This window comes from Patiriisocius hiemis (assembly GCF_031846325.1).
Taxonomy (GTDB): domain Bacteria; phylum Bacteroidota; class Bacteroidia; order Flavobacteriales; family Flavobacteriaceae; genus Patiriisocius_A; species Patiriisocius_A hiemis.
The window spans coordinates 56,968-74,019 of record NZ_JAVRHZ010000004.1 but is presented as its reverse complement, the minus strand read 5'-3'; the positions used below and the strand labels follow the sequence as shown (position 1 = coordinate 74,019).

The window sequence follows — 17,052 nt, the reverse complement described above, 5'->3', positions numbered from 1 at the left end:
AAATAAATTATAAAAAAAGTTTTCACTTCCGTAGAAAATAGACATGAATAGAATAAACCAAAAATTACAAGAAGATAAAAAATTGCTCTCTATCTACTTTACAGCAGGGTACCCATCTCTAGAAGATACCGTTCCTATTTTAAAAGAATTAAAAAAAAGTGGTGTGGATATGGTAGAAATAGGATTACCCTTTAGTGACCCACTAGCAGATGGCCCAACAATACAGAAGAGTTCAACTAAGGCATTACAAAATGGAATGACTACCCAATTACTTTTTAAACAACTTAAAGATATTAGAAAAGAAGTCTCTATTCCGCTACTAATAATGGGCTATTTTAACCCTATTCTACAATACGGAGTTGAAGCATTTTGTGCTAAATGTAAAGAGATAGGTATAGATGGTCTAATCCTACCAGATTTACCCCTTGCAGAATATAAAGAGCGCTACGAATCAATTTTTAAAATGTATGGACTCAAGAATATTTTTCTTATTACACCCCAAACTTCAGAAAAACGAATAAGAGAAATTGATGCTTCAAGCAATAGCTTTATCTATATGGTAAGTAGTGCAAGCACTACGGGAGCAAAAACTGCCGTTATAGATTCACAAACAGATTATTTTAAAAGAGTTGAAGCTATGGATCTTAATAATCCACAAATAGTCGGTTTTGGAATTAGTAATCATGAAACCTACAAAACAGCTATTCAATATAGCAAAGGAGCCATCATTGGGAGTGCTTTTATTAAAATGCTTACTACAAAAGGAATAAAAAATATTAGTAGCTTTATTAGTGATATTAAGATGCCTTAACAAGAGTTTAATAGCCTTTTAAGAGCTTTTAGAGTTAATTAATTGTATATTAAATAATGAATATAAAATAGAATGATTATGATAGATAGAAAATTTAAAAGAAAAGAAAAGCAAAATAACCCTACGAACCCTACTGGGGATTTAAACCAAAAAACAAACGACTTTGATATAGATGAGAAAACCATCAAAGATCAACAAAATAAAAGTTAATGGGAAAAGGTGACAAAAAAACAAAAAGAGGAAAAATAACAATTGGAACTTTTGGTAAACTTAGACCTAAGCGAGGTAAGTTTAAAATAAGAAATAAACCTACCAAAGGTGCTCCAAAAAAACAATAACAAAAAACCCTTAAAGATGGCATTCTTTAAGGGTTTTGCACTAAAATATACTAAGTGTCGTTTATCGTAACCTGTCAACAGATTTTACAAGGTCCTCGTCCCTTTTGATGGCTTTATTAGCCAACACTAAAAAAACGATAGAAATGATGGGTAAAAGCACCCCAATACCCTTCTCTGAAACTAATGTTTCTCCGGATAACGTTAGTGACTTGTACACGAAAACTCCCAGTAATACAAAATTTATGAGTATCCCTACTCTATTAAGAACAAATTGTAATTGTCTTTTTTTAAAATTTAAAATAGCAGCAGCAATTACTATAGCTCCAGCTACAATACAACCAATCATTAAAGGATTATTCTTATCTATAACTGGTAGTCCAGCGGCATCTGCTACAACAGGAAACCAAACATAAAGTGCAACAAGCGCTAGTATTGCAAGTAACATATATATGGTTTGTATTCTTTGTAACATACGTTTTGTCCTAGAATGGGAAGCAAAAATAATACTTCTTTTTGAAAGAATTAACGTTCATTTTTAAATTATTGTTGTATAATTGCACTATCTATTCGTAACCACTTCAAATCCGGTTACTTAGTCTTCGATTAAATTTCAATCAAATTATCTTCTCAAAAAAGATTACAATTATTTAAAAAAACGCATACCTATTTTATGTTAGAAATTTCAGAATTAAAAGCAAAGAAGCTTCCTGAACTTCAGGAGCTTGCAAAAGCTTTAAAAGTACCTAAGTACAGAAGCTTAAAAAAACTAGATCTAGTATATCAAATACTTGATTATCAAGCTGCAAATCCAAAAGCAGTTAAAGCTGTAACAACAGACAGCCCTTCTTCAGAACCAAAAAAAGAAGAAAGCAAAACAACAACTCAAGAAAGAAAACAGCCTCAAAAAAATCAACGTCAACGTCAACAACGTAATGACAATAGAGATCAAAAGGCAACGACTAAAAAAGATGACAAATCCTCTTCTAAAGACGACAAACCTTCTTCTAAAGACGACAAACCTTCTTCTAAAGACAACAATCCTAAGGAGAAAAGTAGTCATCAAGGCAGAAACAATCATCAAAAAAATCAATCTAAAGATTCTAGGAACAACAATGATTCTAGGAGAGATAATAAAAGCAAGTCTAGAAACAACGGAAACAAGGACAACAGAAACCGCTATAAAGAACCAGATTTTGAGTTTGATGGTATTATAGAAAGTGAAGGGGTTCTAGACATCATGCAAGATGGCTATGGTTTTTTACGTTCTAGTGACTACAATTACCTATCGTCTCCAGATGATATTTATGTATCTCAATCACAAATTAGGTTATTTGGACTTAAAACAGGGGATACTGTACTTGGAGAGGTAAGACCCCCCAAAGAAGGAGAAAAATATTTTCCATTAATAAAAGTAAGTAAGATTAATGGTCAAAACCCAAATGTGGTAAGAGACCGTGTTGCTTTTGAACACTTAACACCACTATTTCCTAAAGAAAAATTTAATATTGCTGAAAAGCAAAGCACTATATCTACTAGAATTATTGATCTTTTCGCTCCTATTGGAAAAGGACAACGTGGTATGATAGTATCGCAGCCTAAAACAGGTAAAACAATGTTATTAAAAGACATTGCCAATGCGATTGCCGCTAATCATCCAGAGGTATACCAAATTATACTATTAATAGACGAACGCCCTGAGGAAGTAACAGACATGCAACGCAATGTACGTGGTGAAGTCGTAGCTTCTACATTTGATAAAGAAGCAACAGAACACGTTCGTGTAGCAAATATTGTTATTGAAAAAGCAAAGCGATTAGTGGAGTGTGGTCATGATGTGGTAATTCTCTTAGATTCTATAACACGTTTAGCTAGAGCATATAATACAGTACAACCGGCAAGTGGTAAAATACTAAGTGGTGGTGTAGATGCAAATGCATTACATAAACCAAAGCGTTTCTTTGGTGCTGCTCGTAATATTGAAAATGGAGGTTCGTTAAGTATCATTGCAACTGCACTTACAGAAACAGGTTCTAAAATGGACGAAGTTATCTTTGAGGAGTTTAAAGGTACTGGTAATATGGAGCTTCAATTAGATAGAAAGATATCTAATAGAAGAATATTCCCAGCGATTGATTTGACTTCTTCTAGTACCCGTAGAGATGACTTATTATTAGACGAAAACACCATACAACGTATGTGGGTGATGCGCAAGTACCTTGCTGATATGAACCCTGTTGAAGCTATGGAATTTATTAACGACCGCTTTAAGCAAACTAAAAATAACGAAGAGTTTTTAATTTCAATGAATGGGTAATTATATAGTCTAAAACTCTTACTAATATAATAAAGCTCCTATGCAATTTGTATAGGAGTTTTTTTTATATACTAATATTACCATAATAATCTTTTACATACTATTAGCTGCCATAAATAATAATGCACCTATGACTTGGCTTTCAAATAAAGAAAGGACATTTAACGGTTACATACTTATAAAAGCTGTTAATTTTAGCTTTTTGTAAATCTATCATATCATTCAAGCCAAACTACTCCAGAATTAAACATAAGAGCAACTATTTTTAAATGTAGTAAAAGAGATTAAAGTTAACATGTTTCAAACTCTTTATGGTCTTAATATTTTAATTTTACTCAATAAAAAAAGTCTGCAGTTAAACTGCAGACTTTAATATAATAATTTATTTTCTGTAATTATCTCTTGATAATCTTCTCAGTTAAAGTACCAGCAGTAGTTTCAACGTTTAAAAGATATACACCTCTTGCAAGAGAAGAAATATCTAATGTACCATTAGAAACTTGAACACCAGTTCTTTTCCCTAATACATCATATAATGCACTAGAAGTAATTTCTACTGAAGAAGGAACTTTTACATTCACAACATCAGAAGATGGGTTAGGGTAAAAAGATACTTGAGATAAAGCGTTTTCATCAACACCTAAAACCTCAGATCCAACAAGGTTAATTACATACTCTTGAGGGTCTGCAACGATTGTGTTTGAATCAGAGTAAGGAATACTACATCCTGTATTTGCACCACCAGTACCAGTACCGTCAGATCTTAACCAAGCTGTGTTGTTTTGACCTGATGTATTAAATCCTGGGAAATATCTCTGAAAAGTAACTGCACCTTCATCTGGAGCAAAAATCTCAACAGCTATAATGCTTCCAGCAGGAGCTGTAGTAGAAATTGGAACTGAAATTAGAGTTAAATCGTTTGCAGCTTCTAGTGTTACACTAGTAGTTTCAAGTAAAGTAAATACTGCAGAAGATAAATCTTCTGTATCAACAGTATAGATGTTTACATCTACTGTCTTACCGTCATCAGCACTACCTTGTCCAAACTCAACAGTAGTAATTTCAAAATCTCCTGCGATTGCAAATGAAGATAGGTCATACGTTCTTGCAAATGCATTATCTCTGTATTCTCCAGTTCCAGATGCCCAACATGCAACACCGCCAGTATCAATAGTAGCTGGATCAACACTTTGAGATAATGTTGTTTGTGCGTTAGTGGTTAACGCTGTCAACATAAATGATGCTAACAAAAGAGTAATTTTTTTCATAATTAAATAAGTTTATAAGTTTAATATAATAACAAATATATAAAATGAATTTATAACTTACCACTCAAAATGATAAACTTTGTAATAAAATATTAGGTATATGACACGATTAAGCAAAATTTCTTACTTATTTTATGCTTTATTTGCGATTTTATTGATTTCATGTAATTCAAAAAAAGAAGAAAAAACTCACAATTTTACTACTCTTTTTGAAGAATCTAAAGGATTACAAACATCAAAATATCATGAAATAGTTTCATTTTACAGCAAACTATCTGACTCGTATAACTCAGTTAAAATGTACGAACTTGACAAAACAGATAGTGGAGAACCATTACACTTAATAACTTTTAACCCTAATAGAACATTTGAATCTGAATTCTCTGGAGATAGAGATAAGAATATCTTACTAATAAATAATGGTATCCATCCAGGAGAAAGCGATGGCATTGACGCATCAATGATGTTAATTAGAGATTTAGCTAACGGACAAATAAAAGCTCCAGAAAATACTATTGTTGCAGTCATACCAGTTTATAATATCGGAGGCGCATTGAATAGAAATAGCACAACAAGAACTAATCAAAATGGTCCAGAAGAGCATGGTTTTAGAGGTAATGCTAGAAATTACGACCTAAACAGAGATTTTATAAAAGCTGACACTAAAAATGCAAGAGCCTTTGCTAAAATCTTTAATAGGCTTAAACCAGATTTATTTATAGACAATCATGTAAGCAATGGAGCAGACTATCAATATGTGCTAACACACTTATTTACTCAGCACAATAAATTAAATGGTGCCTTGGGAAATTATCTTCATACGTCGCTGATGCCTAGCTTAGAAGATTCTTTACAACAAAAAAATTGGGATATTACTCCCTATGTTAATGTGTTTAATCGAACACCAGAAAAAGGGTTTAGCCAATTTATGGACTCACCCAGATACTCAACTGGTTATACCACATTGTATAATACACTTGGAATGATGGTAGAAACTCATATGCTTAAACCTTATAAAAATAGAGTTGAAGGCACTTATGAGCTCATGAAAAGTTTTATAAACATTGCAGATAAAGATGCTGAAGTAATAAAAGAGCTACGTAAAAATGCTCAAACCAATTATAAAGTAGGTAACTACTACCCTATTTCATGGGGAATAGATTCAACACAAACAACTACCCTACAGTTTAAAGGCTATGAAGCCGAAATGATCCCTAGCAAAGTAACTAACAATGATAGGCTAAAGTACAATCGCGATAAGCCCTTCACTAAAGATGTTACTTACTACAATTATTTTAAACCAACAGATAGCATACAAATCCCTTCTCAATACATTATACCAGAGGGCTATTGGAATATCGTAGACTTATTAAAACTTAACGGAATTACTTGTGACAGAGTACAAAAAGATACCATAATTACTGCTGAAGTGTATCGAATAAAAGAATATAAAACCTTCTCTAATGCATATGAAGGTCATTATCCGCACTATAATACAAGGATTGAAAAGACAGTAGAAGAAGTAGCAGTTAAAAAATACGATTACGTCGTAAACACACAACAAAGAGGAGTTCGCTATTTACTAGAAACACTAGAACCAACTGCTCCAGACTCTTTTTTTAATTGGAATTTTTTTGACACTATACTACAACAAAAAGAAGGGTTTTCACCGTATGTTTGGGAAGACAAAGCCGAAGAGTTTCTCAACAACAACCCAGCTATAAAAGCAGAATTTGAAGAAAAAAAGCAAAACGACGTAAACTTTGCAAAAAATTGGTTTGCTCAATTAGATTGGATACACAAGAAATCTCCAAATTACGAAAAAGCACATCTAAGATACCCTATCATTAGGGTGGGTAGTTAAATACTCTTTAGGAAACAAAAGCTTTATATTTTCGTAAGAATCTTGAAGCGCTTTTTGCGTTTTTTCAAAATTCTTCCATTTTACTTTTTCAATATTTTCACTTTTTTCAGGTTTAAATTTTCCATCATAATCAGAAAACATTTCGTACCAATAAGTAATCTTTAATTTAAACTTCCCGTTTCGTTTAAAAATATGATATGTCTTAGTAATAAATTTTTTAACCTCTAATCCTTTAATTCCTGTTTCTTCTTCAGTTTCTCTCACAGCAGCTTGTTCATGGGTTTCATTCTTCTCAAGCTTTCCTTTAGGTAAGTCCCATTTAGAATTTCTATAAATAAATAATATTTCCTTCTTCGAATTAATAACCATCCCTCCTCCTGCTTCAACTACTGGTAGTTTTTTTCGAAGAAATTTTTCCAGTTTTTCAGGATTTTTGTGATATAAATTAACGTAAATAAGTTTCCCTTTATTAATCTTTTTTATCAACCTTTTAAATCTTACAAATTTAAGCGGGATCGCTGTGTATTGTTTTCCAATATATTTTTCAGTAGAAAGAATTATAGGAATATCTTTTACAAAAACTTTATACATTTGCAGAATGATTTTAAACAAAGAGACGGCTCAAAAAACTGCCGAATTACTGCTGCAAATTAATGCAATAAAATTGCAACCACAAAAACCTTTTACTTGGGCCTCTGGATGGAAATCTCCTATCTACTGTGACAACCGTGTAACACTCTCATATCCAATAATTAGAAATTTTTTAAGAGAGAATTTAGCAAAGCAAATTGAAGAATTGTACGGAAAACCAGATGTTATTGCAGGTGTTGCAACTGGAGCTATTGGCATTGGAGCATTGGTTGCAGATTATCTCAATCTGCCATTTTGCTATATAAGACCAGAAGCAAAAAAGCATGGTAGGCAGAATAAAATTGAAGGACACATAGAAGCTAACCAAACAGTTGTCGTGATTGAAGATTTGATAAGTACCGGAAAAAGTAGTTTGCTTGCTGTAGAAGTTCTAAAAGAGTTTAATGTTAACGTTAAAGGGATGGCGGCTATATTTACATACGGATTTGATATAGCCGAAGAAAATTTCAAAAAAGCAAATGTTACCCTCTACACTTTAAGTAACTACGATAATTTATTGGAACAGGCAGAAAGTTCGGCTTACATTTCAAGGGAAGAGGCACAATTATTGTCTACTTGGAGGCAAGACCCTGCAAACTGGTCACTTTAATAATTTAAATTTATAAAATGCAAATAACAAGCAAAAAAGTAACCGTAAAAAAATCGAATGCGGAATTATGTGAATTTTTAAGTGATGTAAAAAACTTTGAAAAATTAATGCCCGAAAACACAAGTAAGTTTGAAGTAATTAAAGAAAATGCTTTTGTTTTTGCATTACAAGGAATGCCAGAAATTGCTTTAGAAGTTAAAGAAGTGAATGCTCCAAATCAAGTGATTTTGGGTGCTATGAGTGACAAGCTTCCATTTACGCTTACCGGAAATATTGAAGCGATAGATGAAACTACGTCTAATGCAGAGTTATTATTTGAAGGAGATTTTAATCCTATGATGAAAATGATGATTAAAGGCCCTATTACAAAGTTTCTAGATGCATTAGCTACTAACATGGAACAACTTTAATAAAGCAAAGTAACTTCCTTAAAGCCAAAAGCTTTTATTTTCTCATCTTCAGTTTCAATTAGGAGTTTCCCATCAGAGTTAACTCCTTTTATAATTCCATTAAAGAGGTTCCCATTAATATCTTTAAATGATGAAACTTGATCTTTTCTAAAAAGATTTTCTTCATAATTGGTTTTAATTTTCTGAAAAGCATTTGCATTTAATAAGTTAAGCGCATCTAAAACTGAAGTACAAACAACTTCAAGCACTTCAGATAAAATAAAGTCTTTTCCTGAAACTAGCCTTAGAGATGATGCCTTAGGCAGCTCGATAAATGATGTTTCATTTACATTAATCCCTAAACCAATTATTGAAGAAACAATTTCATTACCAGCTAATTGTGTTTCAATTAATATTCCACATACTTTTTTACCATATGACAATATGTCGTTAGGCCATTTTATAGTGACATTTTTTATTTCTAACTTTTTAAAACCGTTATAGACCCCAACACTTACTGCATAATTAAGGTAAGCTTGATCATCAATTTTAAAACCAGTAAATTTCTTTAAAACACTAAATGTTAGGCTTTTACCGTTTTGAGATTGCCAAGAGTTTTCCATCTGCCCCCTCCCTTTAAGCTGTCTTTTTGCAACTACAACTGTCTCATCAACAATGGTTGTATTTCTAGCTAACTCCTTAAGGTAATTATTAGTGGAGTCAATGGCATCAAGTTTGATTAATTTTAAAGACAAAATAAGGTTTATAGTATTACATATTTAAAACGTTTCAAGAAACAAAAAAGTAATAACTTTGTAAAACTAACAACAAACTTATTTTTAAACATACAATCAAGCGTTTAGTAAGAAACAATAGTAATTAATGACTAAGGATAAAGTAGCAGCAGACCAACTAGTAACAGAAATTATTAGAGGAATAGAAGAAGTAAAAGGACAACATATTGAAATATTGGACCTTAGAGATATTGAAAATACCGTATGCGACTACTTTGTAATTTGTGATGGTACTTCAAACACACAAGTAAACGCAATTGTTAACTCTGTACAAAAATTAGTAAGTAAAGCCATTAAGGAAAAGCCCTGGCATGTAGAAGGAAATGATAATTCTGAATGGGTTTTAATTGACTATGTAAATGTCGTAGTTCATGTTTTTCAAAAACACATTAGAGAATATTACGACATAGAAGGGTTGTGGGGCGATGCAAAAACAGTAAGAATAGAAACATCATATTAAAAAAAATGCCTAATGGCTGAAGAAAAGAAAAATAATAAAAAACCTGACCTAAAAAAACCAAAATTTAACGCATATTGGATATATGCTGCTATAATTTTGGTCATACTTGGTATACAATTTTTTGGTGGAAATAGCTGGTCTCAGCCTAATAAGGTTACTGTAGGTGAGTTTAAAACATACCTTAAGGAAGGAGATGTAGATAAAATACTTATTGTAAACAAAAAGATCGCAAAAGTATTTCTTACTCAAGATGCAAAGCAAAAAGAAATTCATTCAAAAAAGCGACCTAAGGGATTATTAAAGCCATCTGCAAGTGATCCAGATTATCAATTTGAATTTGGTGACTTACAAAACTTTGAAAATACTTTTTATGACCTCAAAGAAAATAACAATCTTAATACAGCGCTAGATTATAAAACCGAAACAAACCTCTTAGGAGAGTTTTTACCATCTATCATTTTCTTTGTAGTGATTATAGCTATTTGGATATTTATAATGCGTAGAATGTCCTCTGGAGCTGGTGGAGGCGCTGGTGGTCAAATATTTAATATTGGAAAGTCCAAAGCAAAATTGTTTGATGAAAAGACAGACGTTAAAACTAGTTTTAAAGATGTTGCAGGGCTTGAAGGTGCAAAAGAAGAGGTACAAGAGATTGTAGACTTTCTTAAAAACCCAACAAAATACACCTCTCTTGGCGGTAAAATACCAAAAGGAGCATTATTAGTTGGAGCCCCTGGAACAGGTAAAACGTTACTTGCAAAAGCAGTTGCTGGAGAAGCTAAGGTTCCTTTCTTCTCGTTATCAGGTTCAGATTTTGTTGAAATGTTTGTAGGTGTTGGAGCTTCACGAGTAAGAGATTTATTTAAACAAGCTAAGGAAAAATCACCTGCAATTATATTTATTGATGAAATTGATGCCATAGGGCGTGCTAGAGGAAAAAGCAACTTTTCTGGGTCTAATGACGAACGTGAAAATACGCTTAACCAACTATTAACTGAAATGGACGGTTTTGGAACAAATACTAATGTCATTGTACTAGCGGCTACCAATAGAGCTGATGTTTTAGATAAAGCATTAATGCGAGCAGGACGTTTTGATAGACAAATTTATGTAGATCTACCCGATGTTAGAGAACGTAAAGAAATTTTTGAAGTACACTTGCGACCTCTTAAAATTGATGAGGAATTAGATTTAGAATTCTTATCAAAGCAAACACCAGGGTTTTCTGGTGCAGATATTGCAAATGTATGTAATGAAGCTGCTTTAATTGCTGCCAGAAAAGAAAGAAAATTTGTTACCAAACAAGACTTCTTAGATGCCGTAGATAGAATTGTAGGAGGGCTAGAAAAGAAGAATAAAATTATTACGCCTGGTGAGAAAAAAGCAATTGCTTTTCATGAAGCTGGTCACGCAACAGTAAGTTGGATGCTCGAACATGCAGCACCACTAGTAAAAGTTACTATTGTACCTAGAGGACAATCTCTTGGAGCTGCATGGTATTTACCAGAAGAACGCCTAATTGTAAGACCTGAGCAAATGCTTGACGAAATGTGTGCTGCACTAGGTGGTCGTGCCGCTGAAAAAGTAATATTTAATAAAATCTCCACAGGCGCATTAAGTGACCTAGAAAAAGTTACTAAACAAGCTCGTGCAATGGTTACAATTTATGGGCTTAATGATAAAATAGGAAACCTTACTTATTACGATTCTTCTGGGCAAAGTGAATATAACTTTAGCAAGCCATATAGTGAGAAAACTGCAGAGATGATTGACAAAGAAATATCAAACATTGTAGAAAAGCAGTATCAAAGAGCTATAGATTTACTTGAAAAAAATAAAGATAAGCTTACTTTACTTGCTAATCAATTGCTTGATAAAGAAGTGATTTTTAAGGACAATCTAGAAGAAATATTTGGAAAGCGCCCTTTTGTAAAAGAGGAACCAATTGCAGCTAAGAAAGTAATAGAGGAAAAAGAAATAGAAAAAACTGAAGAAGAAGAAAAAGAAGAAAAAGAAGAAACCACTTCTTAAATTTCATTTTCGCTAAAGAACTCAAGTTTAGGGCTAACAATTGAATTGTTAGCCCTTTATTTTATATATTTGATATTTAACAGAAAATCTCCTCAAAATCTCACTAATGAGTTTGCTTAAGCGGCTTTTCCATTCCAAGTCAAAGTCCGAAGAAAAAAAAGCTTCTTCCGACCATAGCAAGTATTATCCTCAAGAGCAACTTCCTACTGATGAGAAGTTTACCGAAAATTTTAGAAAAAACGGAGGTAAGTTTCTATACTGTGAAAGTTTTAAAGAAGCACAAGATAATTTTGATAATATTCTTCTTGAAAATGACTGGTACGAAAAAGATGTTTTATGTGTTGATAAAGAACTTAGTGAACAATTTGACGGGTATAATTTAAATTTCACAAAAGATTCAAAAAGCACTTTTTTCTTTTCTAAGTGTGAATCTCTTATTGCTAATAATGGCTCTATACTGTTATCCTCAAACCAGATTAAAGAAAAGAAACTAGATGAACTTCCACAAAATTTTATTGTTCTTGCTAAAACTAGTCAGTTAGTAGATAGTATAAGTGAAGGTTTAAGAAATATAAAAAATCAATGTAAAGGTAGAATCCCAAGCAATATTACTACCATTCAAGATTTTGGAGCTCACGAAGAAAAGGACTTTATGAGTTATGGAAGTAGCACAAAAAACCTATATTTGTTGCTCTTGGAAGACCTATAATTTATGAAAGAACTTATAGTACGTGGTATATCGGGATTACTATATATCTCGATAGTCATAACTTCAATGTTTGTTTCATATGAGTTATTCATTTTTCTGTTTCTACTACTTTCTGTAATTACACTTTCTGAATTTTTAAAACTAGTACACCTTAAAAGTTATATAGCTTATATATTACTTTTGGCTGCTTTTTATTTTTTAAGCTATGAGGTTTTTGATAAAAATGCCGTTAACCTCTATATAATAATTTCATTATTTGTCAACCTATTTTTACTAAAGGATCTTTTATGGACAAGCAAAATCCCTATGTTTGAGAAGAAGAAATACATTACTGTGTTTTTTTACCTTATTAGTGGTTTTATTTTTCTTACGCTTATTCCCTTTCAGAAAGAGAAGTTTGTGCCAGAGCTAATAGGTGGTATTTTTGTTTTAATATGGACTAATGACAGTTTTGCCTATTTAGTTGGAAAAAACTTTGGCAAAAAGAAATTACTAGAGCGTATTTCACCCAAAAAAACGGTTGAAGGTTTTTTAGGAGGGCTTCTTGGGTCTATTGCTTTTAGTTTTATTGTCTTTAATTATACAGAACTTTTAACTTTGCAATTATGGATTGCTATTGCACTCTTTGTATCTGTATTTGGAACAATTGGAGATTTAATACAATCTAAGTTTAAAAGGCAAGCAGGAGTAAAAGATAGTGGAACACTAATGCCAGGACATGGCGGATTATACGATAGACTTGACAGTATTATTTATTGCAGTCCATTTATTTATGCACTTTTAGAAATTATAGACTATGTTTCACCGGGAGGGATATAAGATTATTGCAATAACACTCATTCTTTGTATTGGGCTAAGTATTGCTATTGATCAATTAATTATAAACACCATAGCAAGAGCAATTCTTTTTGCTGGAGTAGTAATTTTATTGATTTTAATTCTGCAGTTTTTCAGAAACCCAAAAAGAAAATTTATAAATAGCTCTAGCCAGGTCCTATCACCTGTAGATGGAAAAGTTGTTGTTATTGAAGAAGTTTTTGAAAAAGAATACTTTAAGGATAAACGCCTACAAGTTTCAGTATTTATGTCACCTCTAAATGTGCATGTTACAAGATATCCTGTTGGTGGTAAGGTCACCTACAGTAAATATCATCCCGGTAAATATTTAGTAGCTTGGCATCCAAAATCTTCAGAAGAAAACGAAAGAACTACTGTTGTTGTAAAATCAGAAAGTTTTGGAGAAGTATTACACAGACAAATAGCTGGTGCCCTTGCGAGACGTATAGTTAATTATGCTGTTAAAGATCAAGAGGTAGACCAAGCTAGTGATAGTGGTTTTATCAAGTTTGGTTCAAGAGTAGATATATTTTTACCAATTGGGACTAAAATTGATGTACAACTTAACCAAGTAGTAAAAGGAGGTATTACAGTTATTGCAAGTACATGAACCAAAAAGAATTACATACTGCCTTTGAGAAAGCGGTTACTCAAATAAATGAGCACACCGAACCTTTCCCAGCAGATGTACTTCTACGTCTTTATGCTTACTACAAAAGAGCAACTAATAGTGACGATAGGCCAAGTGGAGGAAAACCCCTTATAAACGCTTTTAAAACCAATGCGCTCTTTCAAACTAAAGAAATGAACGAAGATGAAGCCAAAGAAGCGTATATTGAAACTGTGAACCAGTACTTTTTATACAGAAAATGAACTCCTTAATGTCAGGCTTTACTATCTACTATGATTTGGTGATTGATGCTTCTACAGAAAGGGTTTTTCAAGCAATTTCTGAGCCATCGTATCTAATTAATTGGTGGCCATTACATTGTACTGGAAAACCCAATATTGGAGAAACATATAACTTTTTCTTTGCTGAAGATTACAATTGGTTTGGTAAAGTAATTGAATTAAAAGAAAAAGAATCTTTTTATATTTCCATGACGAGTGCAGATAGTGACTGGAATCCCACTACTTTTGGTTTTGATTTAAAAAATAGAAACAACGTTACAAAGCTTTCATTTTTCCATACAGGTTGGAAGCACACAAACGAACATTATAAAAGAACCTCTTACTGTTGGGCTTTGCTACTTAATGGCTTAAAAAATTATCTTGAAAAAGGAATAGTTATACCATTTAAAGAAAGGAATTAAGCTTTTAAACCAGTTAAACTTGCTTTAATAGTTTCAATTTTTGCAAGTGCATCGGCCTCCTTTTGTTTTTCTATAGCAACCACCTTTTCAGGCGCTCCATTTACAAAACGCTCATTACTCAATTTTTTCTGAACACTTTTCAAGAAACCTTCAGTATAGGTGAGTTCTTCTTGCAACTTTGCAATCTCTTCTTCTACATCTATAGCCCCTTCCATAGGAATAAAATACTCATTGGACTTTATTCTAAAAGTCAATGCTCCTTCTATTTTTTCTGAAACATAATTAATTTCTGAAAGGTTACCTAGTTTTCCAATAACAGCATCAAAGTCTTTTGAAGTGTTTTCATTATTTATAACAAAAAGGGAAATCGTTTCTTTAAATGAAATATTTTTTTGTTTTCTAATAGTCCTGATTGCCGAAATAACTTCAGCAGCAAAATCAAATTGTTTGTTTAAATTTTCATCAAAAGTGGTTTGTGTTGGCCAAGTGGATATAATTAATGCCTCCTCGGTAGTTCTTGATGAAATATGTTGCCATATTTCTTCAGAAATAAAAGGTACAAATGGGTGTAATATTTTAAGATTATCTTCCAGCAATGCAATAACTTCCTTTTTAGTCGCAACATCTATTGGACCACGATAAGCAGGTTTTACCATCTCAAGCAACCACGAACAAAAATCATCCCAAATAAGTTTATAGGTCGTCATCAACGCATCGCTAATACGGTATTTTGAATAGTGGTCCTCCAATGTAGCCAATGCCATTTGAAATTTATTTTTGTACCATTGAATAGCAATTTTAGAAGCCTCTGTTGCTTTTGAAGTTTCTGAAACTTCCCAACCATCAATTAGCCTATAAGCATTCCATATTTTATTCACAAAACCACTACCCTGCTTACATAAGTCTTCATCAAACATAAGGTCGTTTCCTGCTGGGGAGCTTAATAACATACCTACACGAACACCATCTGCGCCATAGTTATCCATCAAACCTATAGGGTCCGGTGAATTACCTAGAGATTTACTCATCTTTCTGCGTTGTTTATCACGTACAATTCCTGTTAGATAAACATTTTTGAACGGTTTTGCATCACGGTATTCATAACCAGCAATAATCATACGAGCAACCCAGAAAAAGAGAATCTCTGGTGCTGTAACTAAATCGTTTGTAGGGTAATAGTAGTTTATTTCTTTATTATCAGGCTCTAGTATTCCATTAAAAACACTCATAGGCCATAACCAAGAAGAAAACCAAGTATCTAGCGCATCAGGGTCTTGTTTTAGGTCTGTTGCCTTTAACTGGTTGTTACTGGTTTTTTCTTGAGCAAGTTGTAGCGCCTCTTCTTTAGTTTCTGCTACTACAAAATCTTCTTTTCCATCTCCATAGAAATAAGCTGGAATCTGATGTCCCCACCATAATTGACGGCTAATATTCCAATCACGAACATTCTCCATCCAGTATTTGTATGTATTTATAAACTTCTCTGGAACCAGATTTACTTCTTTTTCTAGTACTGCATCCAAGGCTGGTTGCGCCAGCTCTTTCATTTTTAAAAACCATTGGTCGCTTAGTCTTGGTTCAATTACAGCTCCAGTACGCTCACTAGTACCTACTTTGTTAACATGTTGTTCTACTTTTTCTAAGACACCTAGTTCTTTAAGCTCCGCTACTATTTCTTTACGAACTACAAACCTATCCTTACCCTTGTAATGTAATCCATAACTATTAAGGGTAGCATCTTCGTTAAGAATATCTATTACCTCTAGGTTATGTTTATCTCCAAGATTCTTATCATTCTCATCATGAGCTGGCGTTACTTTTAAACAACCTGTCCCAAACTCTATATCTACATAGTCATCTTCAATGATTGGTATTACTCTATTACAAATTGGCACAATGGCTTTTTTACCTTTAAGATGTGTAAAGCGTTCATCATTAGGATTTACACAAATAGCTGTATCACCAAGTATTGTTTCAGGCCTTGTAGTTGCAATAGTCAGGTAATCTTCAGAAGATTCAATTTTATAATTCAAATAATAAAGATTTCCTTGTTTTTCTTGGTAAATTACTTCTTCATCAGACAACGTAGTTTTTGCTTCTGGATCCCAGTTTACCATTCGGTATCCACGATAAATATTTCCTTTATTGTATAAATCAACAAAAACCTTTATAACAGACTTAGATAAGTTTTCGTCCATTGTAAAGCTAGTACGTTCCCAATCACAAGAAGCACCTAGTTTTTTTAATTGTTCTAGAATTATACCTCCGTGCTTGTGTGTCCATTCCCATGCATGTTCTAAAAAATCTTCTCTTGTAAGATCTTCTTTATTGATACCTTCAGCTTTAAGTTTTGCAACAACTTTTGCTTCTGTAGCAATAGAGGCATGGTCTGTTCCGGGAACCCAACAAGCATTATAGCCCTTAAGACGTGCTCTACGAATTAGAACATCCTGTATGGTATTATTGAGCATATGTCCCATATGCAAAACACCTGTAACATTGGGTGGCGGGATTACAATGGTATATGCTTCTCTTTCATCTACTTCACTATGAAAATAATTATGCTCCATCCAGTAGCTATACCACTTATTTTCAATATCTTGCGCACTATATTTTGCATCTAATGCCATACTTTGGTCTAATTTTTGAAATATAACCGCAAAAGTAGTTATATCTTCAAGATT

Annotated in this window: 19 protein-coding genes; 14 read left to right on the top strand and 5 right to left on the bottom strand. The window is 32.8% G+C overall.

The annotated features are described in order from the left end of the window. The first annotated feature begins 43 nt into the window (after positions 1 to 43). From trpA to RM538_RS08190, 3 genes are all read left to right on the top strand, one after another. On the top strand, positions 44 to 811 hold the full coding sequence (trpA, locus tag RM538_RS08200; RefSeq protein WP_311332936.1) for a tryptophan synthase subunit alpha: 768 nt from the start codon (positions 44 to 46) through the stop codon (positions 809 to 811). Between the two features lie 78 nt (positions 812 to 889). Then, positions 890 to 1,021, top strand: coding sequence for a hypothetical protein (locus RM538_RS08195; RefSeq protein WP_311332935.1), 132 nt, complete (start codon positions 890 to 892; stop codon positions 1,019 to 1,021). Next, on the top strand, positions 1,021 to 1,149 hold the full coding sequence (locus RM538_RS08190; RefSeq protein ID WP_311332934.1) for a 30S ribosomal protein THX: 129 nt from the start codon (positions 1,021 to 1,023) through the stop codon (positions 1,147 to 1,149). The genes RM538_RS08195 and RM538_RS08190 overlap by 1 nt, the downstream gene beginning before the upstream one ends. 61 nt (positions 1,150 to 1,210) lie before the next feature. On the opposite strand, the gene RM538_RS08185 is transcribed toward RM538_RS08190, so the two are convergent. Continuing rightward, positions 1,211 to 1,621, bottom strand: a complete 411-nt coding sequence (locus RM538_RS08185; RefSeq protein WP_311332933.1) for a DUF4293 family protein — start codon at positions 1,619 to 1,621, stop codon at positions 1,211 to 1,213. Between the two features lie 198 nt (positions 1,622 to 1,819). Between RM538_RS08185 and rho the strand changes: the two genes are divergently transcribed. After that, complete coding sequence (rho, locus tag RM538_RS08180; RefSeq protein WP_311332932.1) at positions 1,820 to 3,463, top strand: transcription termination factor Rho; 1,644 nt, start codon at positions 1,820 to 1,822, stop codon at positions 3,461 to 3,463. A 395-nt stretch (positions 3,464 to 3,858) separates the two neighbouring features. On the opposite strand, the gene RM538_RS08175 is transcribed toward rho, so the two are convergent. After that, a complete protein-coding gene (locus RM538_RS08175; RefSeq protein WP_311332931.1) occupies positions 3,859 to 4,731 on the bottom strand; it encodes a T9SS type A sorting domain-containing protein in 873 nt (290 codons plus the stop codon). Between the two features lie 100 nt (positions 4,732 to 4,831). On the opposite strand from RM538_RS08175, the gene RM538_RS08170 reads away from it, so the two are divergent. After that, a complete protein-coding gene (locus RM538_RS08170) occupies positions 4,832 to 6,595 on the top strand; it encodes a M14 family metallopeptidase (RefSeq protein ID WP_311332930.1) in 1,764 nt (587 codons plus the stop codon). Here RM538_RS08170 and RM538_RS08165 read toward each other — a convergent pair. After that, entirely contained in the window at positions 6,563 to 7,186 is a 624-nt protein-coding gene (locus RM538_RS08165) for an NUDIX hydrolase (RefSeq protein ID WP_311332929.1), read from the bottom strand. The two genes, RM538_RS08170 and RM538_RS08165, sit on opposite strands and share 33 nt — an antisense overlap. Before the next feature lie 7 nt (positions 7,187 to 7,193). Here RM538_RS08165 and pyrE point away from each other — a divergent pair, with 7 nt between their 5' ends. Next, entirely contained in the window at positions 7,194 to 7,835 is a 642-nt protein-coding gene (pyrE, locus tag RM538_RS08160; RefSeq protein WP_311332928.1) for an orotate phosphoribosyltransferase, read from the top strand. Between the two features lie 17 nt (positions 7,836 to 7,852). Beyond that, the gene (locus RM538_RS08155) at positions 7,853 to 8,245 is read left to right on the top strand and encodes an SRPBCC family protein (RefSeq protein WP_311332927.1); all 393 of its coding nucleotides are present in this window, start codon (positions 7,853 to 7,855) and stop codon (positions 8,243 to 8,245) included. Here RM538_RS08155 and RM538_RS08150 read toward each other — a convergent pair. After that, positions 8,242 to 8,979 (bottom strand): biotin--[acetyl-CoA-carboxylase] ligase, encoded by a 738-nt coding sequence (locus tag RM538_RS08150; protein ID WP_311332926.1) that lies wholly within the window; start codon positions 8,977 to 8,979, stop codon positions 8,242 to 8,244. The genes RM538_RS08155 and RM538_RS08150 overlap by 4 nt on opposite strands. 127 nt (positions 8,980 to 9,106) lie before the next feature. Between RM538_RS08150 and rsfS the strand changes: the two genes are divergently transcribed. From rsfS to RM538_RS08115, 7 genes are all read left to right on the top strand, one after another. Then, entirely contained in the window at positions 9,107 to 9,478 is a 372-nt protein-coding gene (gene rsfS, locus RM538_RS08145; protein ID WP_311332925.1) for a ribosome silencing factor, read from the top strand. Positions 9,479 to 9,490: 12 nt separating this feature from the next. After that, positions 9,491 to 11,509 (top strand): ATP-dependent zinc metalloprotease FtsH, encoded by a 2,019-nt coding sequence (gene ftsH, locus RM538_RS08140; protein ID WP_311332924.1) that lies wholly within the window; start codon positions 9,491 to 9,493, stop codon positions 11,507 to 11,509. A gap of 106 nt (positions 11,510 to 11,615) precedes the next feature. After that, positions 11,616 to 12,218 carry an LUD domain-containing protein gene (locus RM538_RS08135; RefSeq protein WP_311332923.1) on the top strand — a complete coding sequence of 201 codons (603 nt, stop codon included), beginning with the start codon at positions 11,616 to 11,618 and terminating at the stop codon, positions 12,216 to 12,218. Positions 12,219 to 12,221: 3 nt separating this feature from the next. Continuing rightward, complete coding sequence (locus RM538_RS08130) at positions 12,222 to 13,037, top strand: phosphatidate cytidylyltransferase (RefSeq protein WP_311332922.1); 816 nt, start codon at positions 12,222 to 12,224, stop codon at positions 13,035 to 13,037. Continuing rightward, positions 13,015 to 13,665, top strand: coding sequence for a phosphatidylserine decarboxylase family protein (locus RM538_RS08125; RefSeq protein WP_311332921.1), 651 nt, complete (start codon positions 13,015 to 13,017; stop codon positions 13,663 to 13,665). The genes RM538_RS08130 and RM538_RS08125 overlap by 23 nt, the downstream gene beginning before the upstream one ends. Continuing rightward, positions 13,662 to 13,928 carry an acyl-CoA-binding protein gene (locus tag RM538_RS08120; RefSeq protein ID WP_311332920.1) on the top strand — a complete coding sequence of 89 codons (267 nt, stop codon included), beginning with the start codon at positions 13,662 to 13,664 and terminating at the stop codon, positions 13,926 to 13,928. Before RM538_RS08125 ends, RM538_RS08120 begins: the two co-directional genes overlap by 4 nt. Beyond that, on the top strand, positions 13,925 to 14,368 hold the full coding sequence (locus RM538_RS08115) for an SRPBCC family protein (protein WP_311332919.1): 444 nt from the start codon (positions 13,925 to 13,927) through the stop codon (positions 14,366 to 14,368). The genes RM538_RS08120 and RM538_RS08115 overlap by 4 nt, the downstream gene beginning before the upstream one ends. Here the strand turns inward: RM538_RS08115 and RM538_RS08110 are convergent. Next, positions 14,365 to 16,998 carry a valine--tRNA ligase gene (locus RM538_RS08110; RefSeq protein ID WP_311332918.1) on the bottom strand — a complete coding sequence of 878 codons (2,634 nt, stop codon included), beginning with the start codon at positions 16,996 to 16,998 and terminating at the stop codon, positions 14,365 to 14,367. The two genes, RM538_RS08115 and RM538_RS08110, sit on opposite strands and share 4 nt — an antisense overlap. Between the last annotated feature and the right edge of the window lie 54 nt (positions 16,999 to 17,052).